The following is a 236-nucleotide window of genomic DNA, read 5'->3' on the forward strand; positions in this document are numbered from 1 at the left end:
TTTCACTGGTAAAAGGCTTGGGAAATACTAATATATTTTCCTTTTCAAATCCATATGAATTTACAGACAGGCTTATTTCATAATCTAGGTATGCCTGAAGTAATGCTTCCACAGTGCTACTTAAATGTGTAGAATAGATCCCGCTTTGATTTCCATTTACTACAATACTGATCTCTTTTTCAGGAAAATAAAAAGCAGCTGTGGAATATCCCGCAAGGTCTCCACCATGCCCATAA

1 protein-coding gene is annotated in these 236 nt (G+C 36.0%); it reads right to left on the reverse strand.

Going from position 1 to position 236, the window contains the following annotated elements; genetic code table 11:
* The coding region (locus ACY2RT_RS15660; protein WP_490156835.1) for a hypothetical protein at window positions 1-236 on the reverse strand (236 nt) is incomplete at both ends.

This window comes from Ulvibacter sp. 2210JD10-4, from assembly GCF_058148525.1.